The 19,970-nt window shown below is 65.5% G+C and carries 18 protein-coding genes and 1 tRNA gene; 4 read left to right on the top strand and 15 right to left on the bottom strand.

Annotated features, from left to right (window positions below; translation table 11 throughout):
• Positions 1-8 precede the first annotated feature (8 nt).
• Complete coding sequence (locus FE851_RS06090; protein WP_145200708.1) at positions 9-833, top strand: NYN domain-containing protein; 825 nt, start codon at positions 9-11, stop codon at positions 831-833.
• 345 nt (positions 834-1,178) lie between these two features.
• Here the strand turns inward: FE851_RS06090 and ettA are convergent, their stop codons facing one another.
• Positions 1,179-2,864 (bottom strand): energy-dependent translational throttle protein EttA, encoded by a 1,686-nt coding sequence (ettA, locus tag FE851_RS06085; RefSeq protein ID WP_017184548.1) that lies wholly within the window; start codon positions 2,862-2,864, stop codon positions 1,179-1,181.
• 99 nt (positions 2,865-2,963) lie between these two features.
• Between ettA and FE851_RS06080 the strand changes: the two genes are divergently transcribed.
• The 3 genes from FE851_RS06080 to FE851_RS06070 all read left to right on the top strand — a co-directional run bounded on the left by FE851_RS06080 (position 2,964) and on the right by FE851_RS06070 (position 5,041).
• Positions 2,964-4,337 carry a M20/M25/M40 family metallo-hydrolase gene (locus tag FE851_RS06080; protein WP_145200705.1) on the top strand — a complete coding sequence of 458 codons (1,374 nt, stop codon included), beginning with the start codon at positions 2,964-2,966 and terminating at the stop codon, positions 4,335-4,337.
• 156 nt (positions 4,338-4,493) lie between these two features.
• A complete protein-coding gene (locus FE851_RS06075; protein ID WP_017184550.1) occupies positions 4,494-4,697 on the top strand; it encodes a hypothetical protein in 204 nt (67 codons plus the stop codon).
• A 267-nt stretch (positions 4,698-4,964) separates the two neighbouring features.
• Positions 4,965-5,041: transfer RNA gene (locus FE851_RS06070), tRNA-Pro, on the top strand.
• A 13-nt stretch (positions 5,042-5,054) separates the two neighbouring features.
• On the opposite strand, the gene FE851_RS06065 is transcribed toward FE851_RS06070, so the two are convergent.
• From FE851_RS06065 to gspE, 14 genes are read right to left on the bottom strand one after another with little or no spacing between them, the layout of a single operon-like run.
• Positions 5,055-8,600, bottom strand: coding sequence for an error-prone DNA polymerase (locus tag FE851_RS06065; RefSeq protein WP_145200702.1), 3,546 nt, complete (start codon positions 8,598-8,600; stop codon positions 5,055-5,057).
• On the bottom strand, positions 8,597-10,228 hold the full coding sequence (locus FE851_RS06060; protein WP_261370974.1) for a Y-family DNA polymerase: 1,632 nt from the start codon (positions 10,226-10,228) through the stop codon (positions 8,597-8,599). Before FE851_RS06060 ends, FE851_RS06065 begins: the two co-directional genes overlap by 4 nt.
• Positions 10,113-10,967 (bottom strand): ImuA family protein, encoded by an 855-nt coding sequence (locus FE851_RS06055; protein WP_145200699.1) that lies wholly within the window; start codon positions 10,965-10,967, stop codon positions 10,113-10,115. Before FE851_RS06055 ends, FE851_RS06060 begins: the two co-directional genes overlap by 116 nt.
• 39 nt (positions 10,968-11,006) lie before the next feature.
• A complete protein-coding gene (locus FE851_RS06050; protein WP_145200697.1) occupies positions 11,007-11,747 on the bottom strand; it encodes a prepilin peptidase in 741 nt (246 codons plus the stop codon).
• The gene (locus tag FE851_RS06045; protein ID WP_145200694.1) at positions 11,744-12,466 is read right to left on the bottom strand and encodes a type II secretion system protein N; all 723 of its coding nucleotides are present in this window, start codon (positions 12,464-12,466) and stop codon (positions 11,744-11,746) included. The genes FE851_RS06050 and FE851_RS06045 overlap by 4 nt, the downstream gene beginning before the upstream one ends.
• On the bottom strand, positions 12,463-12,948 hold the full coding sequence (gene gspM, locus FE851_RS06040) for a type II secretion system protein GspM (RefSeq protein ID WP_026002660.1): 486 nt from the start codon (positions 12,946-12,948) through the stop codon (positions 12,463-12,465). The genes FE851_RS06045 and gspM overlap by 4 nt, the downstream gene beginning before the upstream one ends.
• Complete coding sequence (gspL, locus tag FE851_RS06035; RefSeq protein ID WP_145200691.1) at positions 12,945-14,063, bottom strand: type II secretion system protein GspL; 1,119 nt, start codon at positions 14,061-14,063, stop codon at positions 12,945-12,947. Before gspL ends, gspM begins: the two co-directional genes overlap by 4 nt.
• Positions 14,060-15,049: a type II secretion system minor pseudopilin GspK gene (gene gspK, locus FE851_RS06030; RefSeq protein WP_145200688.1), complete on the bottom strand. Its 990-nt coding sequence runs from the start codon at positions 15,047-15,049 to the stop codon at positions 14,060-14,062. The genes gspL and gspK overlap by 4 nt, the downstream gene beginning before the upstream one ends.
• Positions 15,042-15,707, bottom strand: coding sequence for a type II secretion system minor pseudopilin GspJ (gspJ, locus tag FE851_RS06025; RefSeq protein WP_145204166.1), 666 nt, complete (start codon positions 15,705-15,707; stop codon positions 15,042-15,044). The genes gspK and gspJ overlap by 8 nt, the downstream gene beginning before the upstream one ends.
• Entirely contained in the window at positions 15,707-16,066 is a 360-nt protein-coding gene (gene gspI / locus FE851_RS06020; RefSeq protein WP_145200686.1) for a type II secretion system minor pseudopilin GspI, read from the bottom strand. Before gspI ends, gspJ begins: the two co-directional genes overlap by 1 nt.
• 37 nt (positions 16,067-16,103) lie before the next feature.
• Complete coding sequence (locus FE851_RS06015; protein WP_145200683.1) at positions 16,104-16,553, bottom strand: GspH/FimT family pseudopilin; 450 nt, start codon at positions 16,551-16,553, stop codon at positions 16,104-16,106.
• 46 nt (positions 16,554-16,599) lie between these two features.
• Complete coding sequence (gene gspG, locus FE851_RS06010) at positions 16,600-17,142, bottom strand: type II secretion system major pseudopilin GspG (protein WP_026002663.1); 543 nt, start codon at positions 17,140-17,142, stop codon at positions 16,600-16,602.
• Positions 17,143-17,151: 9 nt separating this feature from the next.
• On the bottom strand, positions 17,152-18,369 hold the full coding sequence (gene gspF / locus FE851_RS06005) for a type II secretion system inner membrane protein GspF (protein ID WP_145200680.1): 1,218 nt from the start codon (positions 18,367-18,369) through the stop codon (positions 17,152-17,154).
• Positions 18,362-19,849, bottom strand: a complete 1,488-nt coding sequence (gene gspE, locus FE851_RS06000; protein WP_051034327.1) for a type II secretion system ATPase GspE — start codon at positions 19,847-19,849, stop codon at positions 18,362-18,364. The genes gspF and gspE overlap by 8 nt, the downstream gene beginning before the upstream one ends.
• Positions 19,850-19,970 lie beyond the last annotated feature (121 nt).

The raw sequence follows: 19,970 nt of genomic DNA, 5'->3' as shown, positions 1-19,970 counted from the left end.
GACATGTCATGACATCACTGGATGGGCCGAGCGGTAATATCGCCCTGCTGATCGATGCCGATAATGCCTCGGCGGCCCATTTCGATCCGGTGATGACGGTGCTGGCGGAACTGGGCACGGTCAATATCCGCCGTGCCTATGGCAATTGGAGCAAAGCGACGCTGAAAAGTTGGGCGGCGCTGTCGATCGCGCAGGCCATCGAGCCGCAACAGCAGTTCGACCTCACCAAAGGCAAGAACGCGACCGACATGAAAATGACGATCGACGCGATGGACCTTATGGCAAGCGGCCGGGTGAGCGGCTTTGGCCTGATGTCGAGCGACAGCGATTTCACTCCCCTGGTGACCCGTATCCGGCAGCAGGGCATTCCGGTCTATGGCTTTGGCCGGATGAGTTCGCCGGAGGGTTTCCGCCGCGCCTGCACCCGCTTCATCGACGTCATGGCGCTGGCGGAGGTCGATGCGGACGATGCGGTGGTAGAGAAGACAACGCCCCCGGCGCGCGCGCGCAAGGCTGACGAAAAGAAAACGCAGCCCGCAAAAGCCGCGCCGCCAGCGCCCACGCCGGTCCCAGCGCAACCCTCCGCTCCCAGCATCAAGAAAGCTGTCGATGCGGAAGTCATCAAGCTGCTCATCGACGCCTATGATTCGGTCAAACGCGACGAGCGCGGTTTTGTACGGCTGGGATCGGTGGGCCAGCTTGCGGGCAACCGTTCCAGCTTCGACGTGCGCAACTATGGCTATAAGCGCCTGTCCGACCTTGTGCAGGCGATACCCAATTTCATCACCGAATCGCGCGAAGGCGGGCAGGTCTGGATCAAACGGGTGAATTGAATGTCCTCATGTGCCCAGGCCATCGAAGGACCGCCCTGCCTCATCGCCCAATATCCATATTGAATTAAAAAAGGGCCGCCCCTGTGAAGGAGCGGCCCTTGAGAGTTTAGGAGAGGATGCCTGGAAGGCCCGTTGCTTGTGTATTGATAGCGCTATCATTGCAATTGCAAAATGCGCAATTGGCTCTGCGGACAATGCAATCGTGATTGCGCTTATGGCTCGCCCCTGAGCGCCTCTACCGTACGCACGACCAGGTACAGCTTGACCCGCTGCCTGAAGAGTCCCGTTTGGTAATGAGGGAACGTAGGACGCAGCTTTACTGCGTCCCACCTCCCTAATCGCGCTTCAGCGGGTCAGCTTCTTGTAGGCCAACCGGGTCGGTCGATCGGCGGCATCGCCCAGGCGACGGCGCTTATCTTCCTCATATGCCTCGAAATTCCCTTCGAACCATTCGACATGGCTGTCGCCTTCAAAGGCAAGGATATGGGTGGCGAGACGGTCGAGGAAGAAACGGTCATGGCTGATGACCACGGCGCAGCCCGCGAAATTTTCGATCGCTTCTTCCAGCGCGCCCAGCGTTTCGACGTCCAGATCGTTGGTCGGTTCGTCGAGCAGCAGCACGTTGCCGCCCTTTTTCAGCATCTTGGCGATATGAACGCGGTTGCGTTCACCGCCCGACAGCTTGCCGACGTTCTTTTGCTGGTCCTGCCCCTTGAAGTTGAAGGCGCCGACATAGGCCCGCGTCGACATGTCATGGCCGTTGACCTTCACATAATCGAGGCCGTCGGACACTTCTTCCCAGACATTCTTGCTGTCGTCCAGATGATCGCGGCTCTGGTCGACAAAGCCAAGTCGTACGGTCGTGCCGATGTCGATCTCACCCGAATCGGGCTGTTCCTGGCCAGTGATCAGCTTGAACAGGGTCGATTTACCCGCGCCGTTCGGCCCGATGACGCCAACGATGCCGCCCGGCGGCAACAGGAAGGACAGATCTTCGAACAACAGCTTGTCGCCGAATGACTTGGTGATGTTCTTGAATTCGATCACCTTGCCGCCCAGACGTTCGGGCACCTGGATGACGATCTGCGCCTTGCCCGGCGAGCGGTTGTTCTGTCCCGCGACCAGCTCTTCGAACTTCTTGATACGCGCCTTGGACTTGGTCTGGCGGCCCTTGGTACCGGCCCGGATCCATTCCAGTTCGTCGTTGATCGCCTTCTGGCGGCCGGAGGCTTCGCGATCCTCCTGCTCCAGACGCTTGGCCTTCTTCTCCAGATAGGTGGAGTAATTGCCTTCGTAGGGGAAATATTTTCCGCGATCGAGTTCGAGAATCCAGCCGACGACATTGTCGAGGAAGTAGCGGTCGTGGGTGATCATCAGGACCGACCCGGCATATTCCTTCAGATGATTTTCCAGCCAGGTGACGCTTTCCGCGTCAAGATGGTTGGTCGGTTCGTCGAGCAGCAAGATGTCGGGCTTCTGGATCAGCAGCCGGGTCAGCGCGATGCGGCGCTTTTCACCACCTGACAGATTTTCCACAGACCAGTCGGACGGCGGGCAACGCAGCGCCTCCATCGCGATTTCCAGCTGGTTGTCGAGCGTCCAGCCATCGACTGCGTCGATCTGTTCCTGCAACGTGCCCATTTCCTCCATCAGCGCGTCGAAATCGACGTCTTCCGGCGGATCGGCCATGATCATGCTGATCTCGTTGAAACGGTCCATCTTGTCCGCGGTCTCGCGCGCGCCGTCCTTCACATTTTCCAGCACGGTCTTGGTCGGGTCGAGCTGCGGCTCCTGTGGCAGATAGCCGACGCTGATATTTTCGCCCGGCCAGGCTTCACCAGTAAAATCGGTATCGATGCCGGCCATGATCTTGATCAGGGTCGATTTACCCGCGCCGTTCGGGCCGACGATGCCAATCTTGGACCCACGGTAAAATTGCAGGTTGATATTGCTCAGAACCGGCTTGGCCGCGCCGGGGAAGCTCTTGGTCATGTTCTTCATGACATAGGCATATTGCGAGGAGGCGGACATGTTTGGGCAGCTCCAACGGTAGGAAAAGAGGATTTGGCGCGGAGTTAGCGGAGGCGGGACGCATTGGCAAATGGGCGATGGCCCGCTACGCTCCCACCCATGCAGAAAATCCGATCGGGCACGCTTGCCGCCCTCCTCCTAGGCAGCCTTTTCACCCCCGTCCTGTCCCATGCCGCTCCGGCAGACAGCGCCGCGATTCGCGACGCCGCGCTCAAGGATGATGTCGCATGGGATTTCACCGAAGGCCTGACCACCGAAGTCGGCCCGCGTCCAGCCGGCACGCCGCAGGAAGCGCGCGCGCGCGAGTGGGCGGTGGCGAAGCTCAAGGCGCTGGGGTTCAGCAATGTGCGCGCCGAACCCTATACGATGCCGGTATGGCTGCGCGGCCGGGACGAAGCGAAAATCCTCTCCCCCTTCCCGCAGAATCTGGTGCTGTCGGCGCTGGGCAATAGCGGTTCGACCCCGGACAAGGGGATAGAAGGCGAAGTCGTCTATTTCCCGACTCTCGCCGATCTTGAAGCCGCACCCGCCGCCAGCGTCAAAGGCAAGATCGCCTTTGTCAGCCATGACATGACGGCAACGCAGGACGGCTCCTCCTATGGCTATTTCGGCGCCGCCCGGCGGCAGGGGCCCAGCATCGCGTCCAGCAAGGGTGCGATCGCCATATTGATCCGGTCGATCGGGACGGACCATCATCGCCTGCCTCATACCGGTGTTCAGATGTGGGCCGATGGCGTGACGCCAATCCCCGCCGCCGCGCTTTCGGTGCCGGATGCCGAGCAACTGGCGCGCGTGATCGGGCGGGGACAGCCGGTCAAGCTCCACCTGACGCTGACATCGAAAATGCTCAAGGACCAGCCGTCGGGCAATGTCATCGCGGAAATTCCCGGCAGCGATCCGGCGGCCGGCGTGGTGGTCGCGGCCTGCCATCTCGACAGCTGGGATCAGGGCACGGGCGCGATCGACGATGCGACCGGCTGCGGCATCGCGGCAGCGGCGGCATTGCAGGTGGCGAAGGCTGGCCAGCCCCGCCGCACCATCCGCGTGCTGATGGCCGGGGCCGAGGAAGTCGGCGGCGACGGGGCGCGGGCCTATTTCAAGGCGCATGGCACGGAGAGACACGCGCTCGCGATTGAATCGGATTTTGGCGCCGATCGTGTGTGGCGCGTGGATTTCAAATTGCCGCAGGGGCATGATGCGCTCGCGACCAGAATCTCAGTGGCCCTCGCGCCGCTGGGCATCGGCGCCAGCAAGCAGGAAGCGGGCGGCGGCGCCGACATTGCGCCGCTGGTGAAGGCAGGCGTGCCGGTGATCGACCTGCAACAGGACGGCACCCGGTATTTTGAGCTGCATCACACGCCCGACGATACGCTGGACAAGGTGGACCTGGCGCAATTGCGGCAGAATGTCGCCGCCTGGGCCGTAACGTTAAACCTTGTTGCCAATGCGCAAGAATCCATGGGCATTAAGTGAACTTTTATAGTAGACAACGCCCCGTCGCGTGATTCCATCGTTTCACCGGCGCAGAAAAGCATTGATTTGTGCATCGCACACGTTAATGCGGGTCGCTCGCGTAGGGTCACATTGTAACGTGCCTGACGCGGCATAATGCTATGGGAGCCGTACACAATGAAGAAGATCGCTGCTGTTTTCGCTTCGGCCAGCCTGATGGCCCTCGCCGCTTGCGGTGAGAAGCCGGCCAACGAAACCGCGAACGCTTCGAACGCCGTCGTGGAAAACGTTGTCGACAACGCCATGAACGCTGCTGAAAATGCAACGAACGCTGCTGACAACGCTGCGAACGCTGCCAACAACGCTGCGAACGCGATGTAATCTTCGCCTTAGCGAGATTTCCGAAGGGCGGGCTGTCTCTACAGCCCGCCCTTTTTGTTTGTGCCAGAGACATTGCGCCCCTGCCCCGGAACATCCGTCCCGCTCCATCAGTTGTTTCTGAACTGTTACAGGAGAGAATATCATGGGCAAGGGACTGTTATTATGGCTGATCGGGGTGCCGATCCCCATCATTCTGCTACTTTGGCTCTTCTTTCACTGATCGCCGATTGACGGGACGCGCGATAGGCGGCTAAGGGCGCGGGGCGTCGGGGAGTGGCGCAGTCTGGTAGCGCGCCTGCTTTGGGAGCAGGATGTCGCAGGTTCGAATCCTGTCTCCCCGACCATTTCGCAAAATCGCTAATGAAAATCGCGCGATCCCGGCAATATCCGCACGTCACGCGGATGGCCGTGGCTGCGGATCCGCGACATGACCGGGTGAACCGCCTTGTCGCCTGGTCCCGCCTCTATCACCGTTGCATGATCTTCCGACAGGCGGTCGAGTTCAGCGGTGCGATCCACGATGCGATCGGCCATCAGATGCAGCACATCGACCGGCCCTTCCCGCACCCGCTGCACCACCCCATGCGCCTCCATCAGCCGCGCGGCCATCAGCGGCAGGCGATAGCGGTCCAGCATTCTGGCCCAGAGCAGGATGTTGACGATACCCGTCTCATCTTCCAGCATGGCGAAGATCGCATTGCCCTTGCCGGGCCGCTGCCGCACCAGCACCACGCCTGCAACCTTTGCCCGTGTGCCATTCTTGACGCTGCTGACCTGCTCGCTGGTCAACAGGCCTTCGGCCGCGAAAACGGGGCGCAGGAAGGTCATGGGATGCTGCTTGAGCGACAGGCGGGTCAGCTGATAATCCGCCGCTACCGCTTCGGACAGAGGCATGGGCGGCAGGGCGGCATCGGCTTCTTCCCCCAGTTCGCGCGCGCGGGCAGCGGCGAACAGCGGCAATTCGCCCGCTGGCATCCTTCGCACATCCCAGGCCGCATCGCGCCGCTCACGCCCGATCGAGCGGCAGGCGTCGGCATCGGCCAGCAAATGCAGCGCGCGGGCGGGCAGCCGCACCCGCCGCCCCAATTCCTCGATCGTGGCGAAGGGACCGGACGCCGCACGATCAGCCGCAATCGCTTCCCCCCACGCCTCACGGAAGCTGTCAATCTGGCGAAAGCCCAGCCGCAGCGCGAACGCCCCATCCTTGCGGTGGCGCGGCACGATGTCACCCCAGCGGCGATTGGCCGGAGTCCAGCGCTTGCGCGCATCGGGATCGTCCACCGCAATCGGCTCCAGCCCGTTGTCCCAGCCACTGGCGTTGACGTCGATGCCGCGCACCATGACGCCATGTTCGATCGCGTCGCGCACGATCTGCGCCGGGGCGTAGAAGCCCATTGGCTGCGCATTGAGCAAGGCAGCGGCGAACACGGCAGGCTGATAGCATTTGAGCCAGGCCGACACATAGACCAGCCGGGCAAAGGATATGGCGTGGCTTTCGGGAAAACCATAGCTGCCAAACCCCTTGATCTGGTCATAGCAGCGCTGGGCAAAGGCGCGTTCATAGCCACGCGCCACCATGCCGCCGATCATCTTTTCCTCAAATTCGCCGATCGTCCCGACATTGCGGAAGGTCGCCATCGCCCGGCGCAGCTTGTTCGCCTCCCCCGACGTGAAATTGGCGGCGGTGATCGCCAGCTTCATCGCCTGCTCCTGAAATAGCGGCACGCCATAGGTGTGGCCCAGCACATGATGCAGTTCATCGGCGGGGTGCGGCGGGGCTGGCGAAGGAAAGCGCCAGGAAGGCGGCTTGCCATCGCGCGCCTCGGCCCGGCGGGCGAGATAGGGGTGGACCATATCCCCCTCGATCGGGCCAGGCCGCACGATCGCAACCTGCACCGCCAGATCATAAAAGGTACGCGGGCGCAGGCGGGGCAGCATATTGATCTGGGCGCGGCTTTCGACCTGGAACACGCCGACACTGTCCCCCCGGCACAGCATGTCGTAAACCGGCGCCGCTTCGCCTGGCACCGACGCCAGCGTCATGTCGCCCAGGCCATGGTCGCGCATCAGCGCAAACCCCTTGCGGATGCAACTGAGCATCCCCAGCGCCAGTATGTCGACCTTCATCAGGCCCAGCGCGTCGATATCATCCTTGTCCCACTCCAGAAATGTGCGGTCCGCCATTGCCGCATGGTGGATCGGCACGGTTTCATCCAGCCGATCCTGCGTCAGCACGAAACCTCCGACATGCTGCGACAAATGGCGCGGGAAGGTCAGCAGCCGGTCGACCAGTTCCTTCAACTGCATGACCAGCGGATTGCCCACGTCCAGCCCGGCATCACGGAAGCGCCGTTCCTCCATGCCGCTGGCATGGCTGCCCCACACGGTGCTGCCGATCCGCGCGGTGACATCTTCCGACAGGCCCAGCACCTTGCCGACTTCCCGCACCGTGCTGCGCGGGCGGTAATGGATGACGGTCGCGGCTATGGCGGCGCGATCGCGACCATAGCGGGCGTAAATATGCTGGATCACCTCCTCACGCCGTTCATGCTCGAAATCGACGTCGATATCGGGTGGTTCGTCGCGATCCTCCGAAATGAAGCGGGAAAAGAGCAGGTTATGCCTGGTCGGATCAACCGATGTGATCCCCAGATAATAGCAGACCGCCGAATTGGCCGCCGATCCGCGTCCCTGGCACAGGATCGGTGGATCGAGGCTGCGGGCAAACTGCACCGCTTCATAGACGGTCAGAAAATAGCAGGCGTAATTGCGGCTGCGGATCAGCGCGAACTCTTCCGCCAGCATCGCATGGACCCTATCCGGCACGCCATCGGGAAAGGCATCTCCCGCCAGCCGCAGCACTTCATGTTCCAGCCAGTCCTGCGCCGCCCACCCTTCGGGCACTGGCTCGTGCGGATATTCATATTTCAGATGGGACAGATCGAACCCGATCCGGTCCAGCACATCGCGCCATGCCCCCACCGCCTGCGGCCAGTCGCGGAACAACCGGGCCATTTCGCGCGCGGGTTTCAGGTGCCGTTCGGCATTCGCCTCCAGCCGCCGCCCGGCCTCCCGCAGGGTCACGCCCTGCCGGATACAGGTGACGACATCATGCAACGGTCGGTCCTGCGCCATGGCATAGAGCGCGTCGCAGGTCGCAAGCAGCGGCAGCCCCAGCCGCCCGGCCATCGCCGCCAGCCGGGCAAGGCGGCGGCGGTCCGGCCCGGCGCGCGGCATGGTGACGCCGATCCACAGCGCACCCGGCACCCGTTGCGCCAGCCCTGCCAGCAGCGCCTCGTCCGCTTCCCCTGCCATAGCAATCAGGACCATGTCCTGCGCATGGTCGATCAGGTCCGACAGGCGCAGGTCGCAATCGCCCTTTTGCACCGTCTCTTTCAGATTGCCGACGCTCAGCAGCCGGGTCAGCCGCCCCCAGCCATGGCGGTTGACAGGGTAGGCGACAATGTCCGGCGTCCCGTCGGCAAAGCAGAGCCGCGCGCCGGTGACGAGACGGAAAGCCTGCGCCAGCGGCAGCGCCTGCGCCGCAAGATGACGGCGCTCCGCAGCCGACTGTGGGGTTTCGCCCGTGCGGATGCCCTGATCCTCGGCATCCTCGACCAACATCTTGCGCACCGATTTAAGCGCGCTCCACGCCCGCACCACCCCGGCGACCGTGTTGCGATCAGCAATGCCGATGCCCGCATGGCCCAGCGCCAGCGCCTGTCCGACCATATCGGCCGGGTGGGACGCACCGCGCAGGAAACTATAATTGGTTGCCGCGACCATTTCGGCGAAATCCGGCGCAGGCGATGGCGGTTCGGATCGCCGCGCCCGCAACGCCGCGTCCAAAGCGATGGGCCGACGCCCCTCCCCCTCCGGCCCCGGATCACGCCCCCGGCTCATGCGAACAGGCCGTGCATATACCAGCGCGGCATCGGCTTGTCCGGCTCGAAGAAGCCCAGCCGGAAGATCCAGAAACGGCGGCCGCGCCGGTCCTCCACCCGATAATAGTCGCGAATATGGTCCGGCGCATCGCCCAGCAGATAGCGAATATCGACCTCGCCCGGATCGCTGCCGGGCCGGGGCAGTTCGATCGACACGGGCCGCCTGCGCCACCATTCCCCGGCGATCCGCTCCGGCCCTTCGAACCGGGCGACTTCGTGCAACGCCCGGCGCCAGCGGAAACGGCGGGGCGGGCCGTCGGGGACTTCGGCGCCCAATACCTCGATCGGCTGGGGCGGATCGAACAGATGGATGGGACGCAGCGGCGGCTCGCCCGGTTCCGGTGTCGTCCACGGACCGGACGGCGACGTATCAAGCGCGGGCAGCGCAAATTCGGCCTGTTCGGGCATATGGCTGTCGCGTGCGCCAAAGCGGCGGACGCGGTTGCGCCCCAGCCGGGTGCTCAGACGCTCGACCAATGCGGTCACCGCCGCCTCGCCGGTCGCGCCGCCCTCCAACTGCAATTGCGACGCGCCCAGCGGTTCGGTCAGCGGGACGTTCAGCCGCAGCAGGTCGAAACCGAATCCGGGATCGATCGGATCGTTCAGGCTGTCGATCCGCTCGCGGATCAACCGCATCAGCGCAGGCACATCCCGCATCGGCGCGCCGGTTTCCACGGTCAGGCGGCGCACCAGCCCGTCGCTGCGGAAAAATAGCGCCTCGAACCGGCGACCGCCATGGCCCCTCTGCTCCAATATCCCTGCCGCCTCCCCTGCCAGTTCAGCCAGGATCGTCATCATGGTTTCAGTGCGCGCGACCGGTTCGGCAAAGCGCCGCTCCACGCTCATCGGCGGGACCAGCCGGCGCGGGGTCAGCGCGCTGTCCGCCTCCCCCACGATCCGGCGGATCGCCATCACCGCGTCCGCGCCGAAACGGGCGGCGATGGAGGGCATCGGCCGACGCGCGACATCGCCAATGGTTTTCAGCCCCGCGCGGCGCAGCGCCAGCGTCGCCTCCTCCTCCAGTTCCAGCGCCGCTACGGGCAGGCGGCGGATCGCGCTATCCTCGTCGCATGCAGCCCCGGCCACATAGCGGGCCAGCGCCCGCGCGCCCTCCGGCGTTCCGGCAAAGGCCAGCCGCACCGCCACGCCCAGCCGCGCCAGCCGCCGCTCCAGATCGGCCGCCAGCCCGGCCTCTCCACCAAAGAGATGATCGCACCCGCTGGTATCGAGGATCAGCCCGTCGGGCGGATCGAGCGCGACGGTCGGGGTGTAGCGGGTGCAGCCATCGGCCAGCCGCTCCAGCCAGTCCTGATCCTCATGAGGGGCATGGTCGAACAGGTCGAGATCGGGCACGCGGGCGCGGGCGTCCGCCATCGACAGGCCGGGCGACAGGCCCATCGCCGCTGCCGCCTCATCCACCGCCGCCAGCCGCAACGCGCCGCGGATCTTCTCGACAAAGGCGCGTGGCCGTTCATCCTGCCCGGCGCACAGATGGGGCCGGGTCAGGCGCAACCGCTCCGCCGGGAGCCAGGGGAAGAACAGGGCGAGATAGCGGCGGTGCCGGGAGGCTGGCGTCGCGATCGTCATGCTCTGCGCCTCCCATGGTTCGTCCATCACTGGCAGGACGTCTGAAACAAAGTCGGTCACGGTCCCACTCCATGCGCCAGGGACCGGCCGGGGGGCCGGCGCGCCGACGCAGCAATTCGATTTGAAACAGGGATGCCCCTGGCGCGTCCGCTTCCAGCGCGATCGAGGGGGATGCGCTCACCCGCCAGCGTGTATCGGCAGCGCTGGGCGCAGTATCGGCGGCGATGCGCAGCAGGAACAGGGTGACGCCCGATGCTTCGGCGGCCAGCATCAGGCGGCGAGTGGCGGTCAGGTCCAGCCCGCGCATCGCCCCCCATCCTTCGACCAGCACCGCGCCCAGCCCGGCGCAACGCGCCGCCTCCGCCGCTGCATGGAGCAAAGCGGCTTCGTCAGGGGCCAGCACCAGCAGCATATTGGCGGGATCGATCCCCAGTTCGACAAGGCCGGTGGCGTGCAACCCTCCAACCCGTTTCTGCATCGCTTCGGTGCGCAGCCACAGGAAGGGACGCCCTTCCCCCGCGCGCAGGCTGAACAGGGCGGCAACACCCGCCCCGCTGCTGGCATCTTCCTGATCGGCAAAGATTTCATGCAAGCGCCCACGCGCCAGTCCACCGCCTAGTGCCGCGTCCACCCCGTCATGCCCCAACGCGAATAGCCCCGCTGGCGTAGCCGAGCGGCGCGGCTCCAGCTGTTGCAGGCTCTCCCTCAACCGGGCAAGAACAGGAGACGAATCGCGCATATGTTCACTATATGTTCTATTGTTCCTTTGCGCCAGTCGTCAGAACAGGGAGTGGGCAAGATACCAGCCCGGCACTGCCGCCAGCGCCAGAAATGTGCCGAGCGGCACCCGCGCCGTCGCTGCCATTGCCCGGCCCGTCGCCAGCATGACGCCCAGCCCGGCCAGCGCCGCGATCAGCAGGATGAAGGGCAAGGCCTGCCAGCCGAACCATGCGCCCAGCGCGCCCAGCAACTTGGCATCGCCCAGCCCCAACCCCTCCCGCCCGCGCAGCGCGCGATAGGCCAGCGCAATCACCAGCAGGCTGCCATAGCCCAGCGCCGCGCCGATGATCCGGTCGGCCAGCACCACATCGGTCGCCCAAAGTCCCAGCGTCAGGCCCAGGAAAGCCAGCGGCAGGGTCAGCGCATCGGGCAACCAATAATGCTGCCAGTCGAGCACCGCCAGCGTCAGCAGAATCCAGCCCAGCAAGGCCCAGCCAAGGCCGCCCAGACCCGGCATGGCGCCGATCGCCAGCGCGCCGATGACTGCGCCACTGAGTTCGATCCGCCCATGCAGCGGATCGATCGGCGCGCCGCACGTCCGGCACCGGCCATGCTGGAACAGGGCGCTGAGCAAGGGGATCAGATCGCGCGGCGTCAGCGTGCGGCCACAGCCATCGCAGGCCGATCGCCCCCGCGTCACGCCCCGTCCCTGCGGCCAGCGCAGGATCAGGGTGGCCAGGAAGCTGCCGAAAATCGCGCCGACCACCCCGCCCAGCAGCGTCGCCAATATCGGCGTCACAACGTCCCTTCGACCTTCAGCAATTGCGCATTGCCCACGGTCGCAAAGCCCGCCTGCCCCAGCGATGCCGCCAGCGTCGGATCAGCGGTTTCCACCCGCATGGTCGCGCTGTACCGGCCCGACCGCCAGATGCGCAGCGCGATCGTTTCCATGCCGGACTGGCTGGCGAGCGGCAGCAACAGCGCATCGCCATCGCAGGCAAGGGCCGCGGAAAAACCCTGTGTCAGGTTCAGCCCCGGAAACTGCCCCGCCATCCGCGCCCGCACCCGTCCTTGCGCATGACCGCACCGATCGCCGATGAAATAGGCGGACACATCCTCCATCTGAAGCCCGGCGATCGGCAGCGGCGCGAAGGTCCGGCCCAGCGGCACCGCGCCGGTCACGTCATCCACTCCGATCCGCCCGAACCCAACCGTCAGCGCGCCCGATATGTCGTCGGCCAATCCCTTGGTCCGGGCAATGTTGAACCGCGCCCGACCCGTCAGTAACGCCAATGGCGAAAGGCCCGCGCGCACGCTGCCCATTGGCATGTCGCCCAGCATCAACTGGTCGATCCGCCCGCTCCATACCGTGCCCCGCACGTCACGCGCGGCCACGCCCAGCCGCTCCAGCCCGGACAGACCCAGCGCGACCCGCATCGGCAGGAACAGCAACAGCCCCAGCAGCACGATCAGCAACAGGATGATCCGCATCCGGCGGGACAGGACCAATCCCATCATTGCCCGCTTCCCCGCACCAGCACCGCCTGCACCGACAGGCTGCCAGCGGTCGGCGCGGGCCGCGCGCTCATCGTTTCGACCCGCACTCCCTGCGCTTCCAGCACCGCAATCCAGGAAAAGAGCGCGACCGGCCGGATCGCGGCGATAGCAATCTCCATCCGGTCCGGCCCCTGCGCCTGCGCGCGTTCCAGTGTCAGGCCCGCTTCGCCCGCGCCCTGCCCGACCAGCTGGTCGAGCGGCGCGGCCGGGCCACCAGCCGCCGCACGGGGCAACGCCTTCAACTGCTGCACAGCCGTGCGAACCGCGGCGTTGCGCTCGGTCGCCTCGACCAAATTGTCGCGCGCCGACCGCTGCGCCCGATCAAGCGGCACTGCTACCCCGAACCAGAGGAGCACGCCTGCCAACAAGGCGAACATCACGCCCAGCATCACCTGCTCACGCGACGATCGTTCCGCCCAAAGCGCCTGCATCCGTTCCATCATGACCGCACCGTAATCTCTGCCAGCGTCCGCCCGCCCGGCTCCTGCGCGGGTGTCGCGGTAATCGTGAAGCCTGCCGCCTGTAACGCGAGCAGCACTATGTTGATGTCATCCGCCTTCGCCGCCGCCAGCGTGGCGCGCAGCATCCCGTCCGGGTCGCGCGACAGGCTGGTCAGCGCCACGCCCGGCGCATCCTGCATCGCCGCCATCAGGGCCGCGACCGGCGCGGTAAAGGCCCGTCCACCAGCGCCCCGCGCAGCCAGTTGCTGCTCCATCGCGCCAAGCGCCTGGGCCGCATCGCTCGCGCCGGGCACGACCTGCTGCGCCAGCGCCAGGCTTTCCGCGTCCAGCCGACTGGCCTCGCGATGGCTTTTGACGATGCCGACCAGTGCGATCAACAGCGCGGCGAGCAGGATCAGCCCGCTCCACACAGCCGCGCGTTTCAGCACCCGCTGGTCGAGCTGCCGCCGCACCCGCTTGGCGAAATCACCCTGCCGCAGGTCGATGGGCGGGGCGTCAAGCGCCGCGATGGCGCGCCCCTCGATCACGCCCCGTGGCACATCCAACACCGGCGCGTCGCCGATCAGGGCAGGCAGGGCCAAGTCGCCGGTCAGCGCCATATCCGTGCCGCGCAGCACCGTCATCTCGCCGATCAGCCCGCGCGAAAAACCCGCCTCCGGCTCCGGCAGCAAAAGCGGCGCTGGCACGATAATATCGGGGTCCAGCCCATGATGCTGCGCCCAGAGCAGCCAATGCTGCATGTCTGCCCGCGCTGCCAACGCCACGATATGGGGCCGCGCAGGATCGTCCTGCACATCAGTCACCGCAAACAGCTGATCGGCGGGCAATATCCCGTCCGCCAGCGCCGCCAGCCGTGCCGCCGCGCGCGCCTGCCGCACCGGAAGGTCGGGATGCAGCGCCCAATGGAGAGCCACCAGAGCCGCAGGCGGCACCAGCATCACCCGCGCCTCAACGGGCAAGGCGGCAATGCCGCACGCTGCCAGCCAGTTCGCGCCCTCGCCCGATTGCACCAGCGCGCCATCGATCACGCGCATCCAATATGGCGGCGCGTCCTGCGCTTCGGGCAGAAACACGATCAGGGCGTCGCGCGCGCTCATGCCCCCGCACCCCAGCTGCGTCGCACCACGATTGCGGGGCTTTCCCGCGCGTCGATCAGCGACCGCTCCACCAGTTGCGTTCCCCCGACAGTCACCGCCACGTCCACTCCGAAAAATCCCGTCGTCAATTTGACCTGCTCGGCCACCTCGGTCATCGGCGACAGGCCGGCGAGCGAGGGCAAGGCCCAGAACTGGTTCGTGCTGCCGTAGCCGTCCGCGGGCCGCTGCGCCAGCAATTGCCGCGCCTGTCCGACGCTCAATTGTCCCGGCAACAGCATCGCGAACAGTGGCGCCTGCTCCGGCAACAGCGTGTTGATGTTGATCGGCGACAGATCCGTGACTGGCAATGCGCAGATCCAGGGCCGCACCGTCGCATAGATGGCAGGCGTGATGCCATTGACCGCGCGCAACTCGCTGGCGTCGACCATCAGGCGGTTGGCCGCGCGATAGGGCCGCGCCATTTGCCCATAGACCGCATCCTCCGCCCCGCCCGGCTGCGGATCGCCATCGCTGTCGATCCAATCGGCCAGGCTCGCCGCAGCGCCCTGCGCCTGTCGCGCATCGACGCCCAGCGCCACCAGCAGCGCCTGAAATTGCGACACGCCGATGGGCCGCACCTTCAGGCTGGCCTCGCTTTCGCCGCTGACCACGCTGTTGAGGTTGAAACAATTGCCGCCGTCATTCACCCGCGCCGTCGCGATGCCGCCGGGCACCGGAATGCTTTGCGGCGCGCCCAGCCAGCCGCCCGCCAGCGTCATCTTCGCCGGATTGGCCGCGACCAGATCGCCGATCCGCAAGCGCGCAACCGCCGTGCCAGCCTCGGCATAGGCGCGCGCCTGATCAATCGCGCCGCCATTGCCGGTCATTCGCGTGGCCAGCGCCACTCGCTCCAGCGCGGTCGCGGCAACGACAGCCATCACCGCCACCAGCAGCAACACGGTCAGCAGCGCTGCGCCCTGTTCATTGGGTTTGCGCGGATCAGGCACCGGGCGCACCTTCGATGACCGGTTTTTCGACCGGGCCGGGCGCGACCAGAAAGCGCAAGGTCACCGGCGGCTCGCCCGTGCGGGTGAGCGTCATTTCCACCGCGCGCGGCAACAGGTCGGGCTGGGTCGGCGTCCAGTCGTCACGCCATTTCCCCTGCGCATCGCGGAATTTCAGCGCGACCGCCTCTACATCCTCCAGCAAGGCGGCGGGCTGATCCCCCGCTGCGCCATCCAGTTGCGCATAGGTTCGCCGCTCCAGCCGCCCCTGCCGCACCCAATATTCGACCTTCTGCAAGGAGGGCCGGGGCAGATCGCCCAGATTGTCCCACCCGCCCCGCACGAACTGCATCACCGGCTGATCCTCAGCTTCATGATGCGCCCAGAAGGCGGGCGCCAGCGTGCCGCTCTCCGTACGGGTAATGCGTGGCACAGCCTGCCCCAGATCGCCCGCCAGCGCCCCGCCAGCCCGCTGTACCGCCGCCATATCGTCGAGCCGCGCCTTGACCTGCGCCTGCGCCGACACGCTGTTGCCCAGCAGGAGGACACCGGCGCTGGCGAGCATCGCGAAGATCATGAGGGCGACGAGCAACTCGATCAGGGTGAAGCCATCGTCACCCTTGATCCTGTCACATCCACATTGGTTGAGGCGCGCCACCATCACTCCACCACCCGTATGAAGCTCAACACCACGGGCGACGCGCCCGGCTGGCCATCGACGGTCAGGTCGACCTGCAACAGGCGCTGGTCGTCGGTTGGCTTGACAGTCCGGCTCCAGTGCCAGCGCCGCCCGCCATTCTCGACATCGCCCTCTTCGTCGCCGACGGATGGCGGCACCGGGTCGCTCTGCACATCGACCATCAGATTGCGCGCGACGATCTGACCCAGCGCCTTGCTATCGAGATCAGCCGCCGTCCGCAGCGTCACCCCCTGCAACCGCACCAGTGCCAGCGCCGCCAGGCTGAACACCGCCAGCGCGACCAGCATTTCGAGCAAGGTGAAGCCGCGTTCGCCTTTCAAATGGTCGTCCCGGCATGACGGTGGAGGAGATGGCCGACTACTCACCGACCATGACCTTTCCCGCCATGTCGACCGTCACCGACACCCGCTCGCCCTCGCGCGCCAGCGTTACGGTCAGCGGATCGGTCGGCAGGCCGGTGCCGTCGAAGGCGATCTGCTGCCGCCCATCCTTGCCGACCAGCGCGCGGGTGCCGCTTTTCCAGTTGGCTGTAACAAAAGGCTTGTCCTCCAGCGCCACCCATTGCCCGCCATCGCGGCGCTGAAAGCCATAGCCGGATGCGGAAACCCACAGCCCCATGGGGGCGGCGGTCACGACCGCTTCGTCGCGCGCGGCGGCAACGCGCGCGGCGAAGCGGTCGGCATCCTCGATCACCCGCCCGCGCGGATCGGGGATGGCCAGCACCACGGCAGCCGAAATGAAACCGATGATCGTCAGGACGACCATCAGTTCGAGGAGGGTGAAGCCATTTCCGTTCGGTTCGAGCATGTCGAGAACCGTTTCTCGACTTCGCTCGAAACGAACGGATATGGTTTTATAGCTCGCTGGAATGAATATCCGCATTTTCGCTCTCGCCGCCCGGCTGGCCGTCCGCCCCCAGCGAACTGATGTCGAACGCGCCCTTGCGCCCCGGCACGGTGTAGATATAGGCGCGGCCCCACGGATCGTCGGGCAGCTTCTTGATATAGCCGCCACGGCGGTAACGCTGCGGCTGCGCCAGCGATGCGGGCGGATTGAGCAACGCCTGCAACCCGTCCGATCCCGCAGGATAGGTCAGATTGTCGAGCCGATATTGCTCCAGCGCCTGTTCGATCGTGGCGATGTCCGCCTTCGCCTTCTCGACCCGCGCCGTGTCCGTCGCAGGGATGACGTTGATCGCCACGATCGTCGCCAGCAGGCCGATGATGACGATGACGACCATCAACTCCACGAGGGTGAAGCCATGTTCGGCGGACCGCCGGGCGGACCCGAATCCTTCTTCCCCGTTCGTCCTGAGCCTGTCGAAGGACTGCTCTTTCCTTCTGAAGAAGGGCAGGGCTTCGACACGCTCAGCCCGAACGGATTCTAGTGTAACCATATTCAACTCCTAAGCCCCGGTCAGGCTTTGCAGCTGCAAGATCGGCAGCAGGATGGACAGGATGATGACGGCGACGATCGCGCCCATCATGATGATGATGATCGGTTCCAGCATGGCGAGCGCGGTCGAGGTGAAGGCGTCAAATTCGCGTTCCAGATAATCCGCCGCCCGCTCCAGCATCGTGTCGAGCCGCCCGGCGCTTTCGCCACTCGCGGCCAAATAGACCAGCAAGGGCGGAAACACCCCGGCCCGCCTGAGCGCCGCCGACAGGCTGCCGCCGCCACGAATGGCCTCGACAATATCATCCGAAGCGTGTCGCAATACCCGGTTGTGGACGGTGTTGGCCGTCAGTGTCAGCCCCTCCAGCAAGGGCAGGCGGCTTGCCACCATGGTCGACAGCGTCCGCGCCATCCGCGCCGCGTGCAGATCGCGGGTCAGCTTGCCGATCACCGGCAGCCCCAGCAGCATCGCATCGAACCGATAATGGAACCGCTCATTCTTCATCGCCCGCCAGAAGCCAAGAGCGGCCAGCCCGGCGAGGATCAGCAGCAGCCACCACCAGCCCGCCAGAAAGGCAGACAGGCCCATTACCATCCGGGTCAGCAACGGCAATTCCTGCCCCACCGTATCGAACTGCTCGACCACCTTGGGCACGACGAAGATCATCAGCGCCGCGACGACCAGCACGGCAAAGCTGGCCAGCACGCTCGGATAAGCGATGGCGGTCAGCACCTTGGAGCGCATCTGCGCCTGCCGCTCCATCAGGTCCGACAGCCGTTCCATGATCGCGGGCAGGCTGCCCGAACTTTCGCCAGCGGAAATCATCGCGCGATAGAGGGGCGGAAAGCTTTTGGGTTCGACGCCCAGCGCTTCGGCCAGCCGCCGCCCTTCCATCACGCCGCCATGCACTTTGCCGACAATAAGCCGAACATGGTCCTGCTCGCTCTGCCGCCCGATCGTGCGCAGCGATTCCTCCAGCGGGCTGACCTGGGTCAGCGTCGCCAGTTGCCGGGTGAACAGCGTCAGTTCCTTGGGACTGAGGCGCGGGTTGCGTAGCGACAGGCCGGTGCGTTTGCGGGCCACCTCCACCGCACCGGCGCTGAGTTCGACAATGAACAGCTTGCGCGCGTCGAGCTTCGCCCGCGCATCCTCCAGCGTTTGCGCCTTCAGCGCGCCTTTGCGCTCCTTGCCAGCCGGGTCGATCGCGACATAGTCAAATTCAGCCATCGGCGATGGTTTCCGCGTCCACGCTGTCGCGCCGCGATACGCGGATGGCCTCTTCGGCGGTCGTCTGCCCGTCACGTACCAATGCCCGCGCCGCCGATCCCAGATTGGGAGCATTGAGGAAAGCATGGCGCGCGATCAGCGATTCATCGCCACCGTCATTGATCAGACGTCGGATCGTATCGTCCACCCGGATCGCCTCGAACACGCCGATCCGGCCTTTATACCCCGTGCCGCCACATTCGCTGCAACCCCTAGCGCGATAGATGATCGTGCCGGGATCGAAGCCCAGCAGGGCGCTGGCGGACTTGTCCGCCTGCACCGGTTCGCGGCAATGCTGGCACAATCGCCGCACCAGCCGCTGGGCGATGACCGCGCGCAGGGTGGAGGCCAGCAGGAAGGGTTCGACCCGCATGTCGCGCATCCGCGTGATCGCACCGACCGCATCATTGGTGTGAACGGTCGACAGCACCAGATGCCCGGTCAGCGACGCCTGCACCGCAATTTCCGCCGTCTCGCGATCGCGGATTTCGCCGACCATCACCACGTCCGGGTCTTGCCGCAGGATTGCGCGCAACCCGGCAGCGAAGGTCAGCCCGACCTTCGCATTCACCTGCGTCTGCCCCACGCCCTCCATCGCATATTCGACCGGATCTTCGACCGTCAGGATATTGCGGCTGCCGTCGTTGAGCTGGCGCAGGCCTGCATAGAGCGTGGTCGTCTTGCCCGATCCGGTCGGCCCGGTGACCAGGATGATGCCATTGGGTTCGCTGAGGCCCTCGCGGAAAATCCGGTCCGGCACGCCGTTCATGCCCAGCAGGTCGAGCGTGATCCCGGCATTTTCCTTGTCCAGGATACGCAGCACCACCCGCTCGCCCGCCCGGCTGGGCAGGGTGGACACTCGCACGTCGAGCAATTTGCCGCCCAGCGTCAGGCCGATGCGCCCGTCCTGCGGCACGCGCCGTTCGGCAATGTCGAGCCGCGCCATCACCTTGACGCGGCTGACGACCACCGGGGCGACATGGGGCGGCATCCGCAGCGTTTCGCGCAATACGCCGTCGATCCGCATCCGCACGACCAGGCCGGTTTCATAGGGTTCGATATGAATGTCCGACACGCCCTGCCGCGCGGCTTCGGCGATGATGCCGTTGATCAGCCGGATTGCGGGCGCGTCATCGGCGCTGTCCAGCAAATCGTCGGCGGTCGGCATGTCGGCGGCCAGCATGTCCAGTTCGTCCGCGCCCATTTCGATCGATCCGGCCATGGCCGCCGCGCTGCCGTCCATCGCATAATGGTTGGACAGATGCCGGTCGAATTCGGCCTGATCGACGAAACTGACATCGAAACTGCGCGCCAGATGGCGGCGGACTTCCAGCAAGACCCGCGGATCGCTGCCTTCGCGCACTGCGATGGACAGGCGCTCGCCCTCCTGCGGCAACAGCACCACGCCATGCTTGCGCGCGAAGCCATAGGGAATGTCGATGGCGCGTGGATGGGCTGATGCAAAAGCCTCGTGCTCCTGCGCAGGCAGGAGCCCAGGGTTCTGGACACTGCCCTCTCCGCCCTGGGCTCCTGCCTGCGCAGGAGCACCTTGCCCATTCTCG

The organism is Sphingobium sp. B2, assembly GCF_007693735.1.
Taxonomy (GTDB): Bacteria; Pseudomonadota; Alphaproteobacteria; order Sphingomonadales; family Sphingomonadaceae; genus Sphingobium; species Sphingobium xenophagum.
Note: the sequence above shows the minus strand (reverse complement) of the source record. Positions and strands in the feature narration are given on the sequence as shown.